The organism is Deferribacterota bacterium (assembly GCA_034189185.1).
Taxonomy (GTDB): domain Bacteria; phylum Chrysiogenota; class Deferribacteres; order Deferribacterales; family UBA228; genus UBA228.
In genome coordinates this window covers 1-1,578 of sequence record JAXHVM010000299.1, presented here as the reverse complement: position 1 = coordinate 1,578, position 1,578 = coordinate 1, and the positions used below count along the sequence as shown (strand labels likewise).

At 27.6% G+C, this 1,578-nt stretch carries 2 protein-coding genes; both read left to right on the top strand.

Going from position 1 to position 1,578, the window contains the following annotated elements:
- Window positions 1-412 (top strand): aldehyde dehydrogenase family protein (locus tag SVN78_11070; GenBank protein MDY6822146.1); only part of this gene is annotated, 412 nt, incomplete at its 5' end.
- Between the two features lie 94 nt (window positions 413-506).
- On the top strand, window positions 507-1,578 hold a 1,072-nt coding region (locus SVN78_11065; protein ID MDY6822145.1), incomplete at its 3' end, for an NAD-glutamate dehydrogenase.

Genomic DNA, 1,578 nt, shown 5'->3' with positions numbered 1-1,578 from the left:
AGAAGCTGTAGATAAGGGAGCCAAGATCCTTGTTGGGGGTGGTAGAGAAGGGGCTATCCTACACCCTACTATTTTATCAGATGTTGATGATAGTATGAGAGTTTGTAGAGAGGAGATCTTTGCGCCAGTTGTCTCAGTCTTTAAGTGTAGTAGTTTCAATGAAGCAGTTGAACGAGCAAATAATACAGATTATGGCCTTCAAGCTGGTGTATTTACAAAGGATTTAGAAAAAGCCTTCTATGCAATTGATAATATAGATGTTGGTGGTGTTATAATAAATGATTCATCAATGTATAGAGTAGATCATATGCCCTATGGTGGAAATAAGAAAAGTGGTTTAGGTAGAGAAGGTGTTAAATATGCAATTGAAGAGATGACCAATATTAGGATGGTAGTGTTTAATTTGGGGTAGGTTTTAATAAGAATTAAAAGGCAATTTATTACCTATTTAAACTAAACCAAATATAAATATAAGCATTATAAATTTTTATAAAAAGAGGTTAATAATGTTCAACATAGATGTTTTAACTGAAAAAGAATTAATAGTCAGAGAAAAACAAAAAAAAGAAAAAATAAATTTTATTAAATTGGGGTTAAAAGATGAAAATGCTAAGTTATTTACAGATATTCTCTTAAATAATATGCCTTTATATTTAATGGATCTTTTAGGTGATAAAAATCTTTTAGAATTTACTTTATTTGCCTATAAATCCTTTGAAAACAGAGCATCAGATACCAATTATATAAATGGCTATAATGAAAAAAACCTTAATTTCTTACCACCCAATCACTCACTTGTTGTTTTAATAACTAATGATAAACCATTTATAGTAGATAGTGTGCGTGAATATTTCTTTGAAATAAAATTTGATAGATTCTACATAGTCCATCCAATAATTAATGTAAGTAGGGACGAATCTGGCAATATAAAAAAGATAGATGATAAAAATAAAGACAGTATAAATGAGTCTGTTTCATTTTTATTCTTAGAAAATATCACAAGTAACTTTTTAAAATCTGCTGTAAATGAACTAAGACAAATATATTATGAATTGAACTTTGTAACAAATGCCTTTGATAAGATGAGTAAAAGAATTACTCATTATAAGCATATTAATGGCTTCTTAACAGATAAAGTAAATCGCTTTCTCGAGTGGTTATTATACGATAATTTTATTTTTATGGGGATAAAAGAGATTGAGGAGATTAATGACAATATAGAGGTTAGAAATTTCGGTATTTTTGAGGTGGACGAACTCTCTTTAGATGTTAAATATCTCTTAAAGCTAGTTAAAGATGATAAAATAAATAAAATAGATGATCAGCCCATATATATAAATAAATACCGGCATAAATCTAAAATAAAAAGAAGGGAATATCTAGATTTTATTGGATTAATTAAAAAAGGTAATAATGTAAATAGATTTTATATAATAGTTGGACTGTTTACTCAAGATGTTGTCAAAGCCTCACCTTTTAATATAGAGTTATTAAAAGATAAATTAGGAGCAATTGTTAAATACTTTAATTTTATCAAAGAAAGCCATGATTATAAGTGGCTTATAGAACTTATCAATA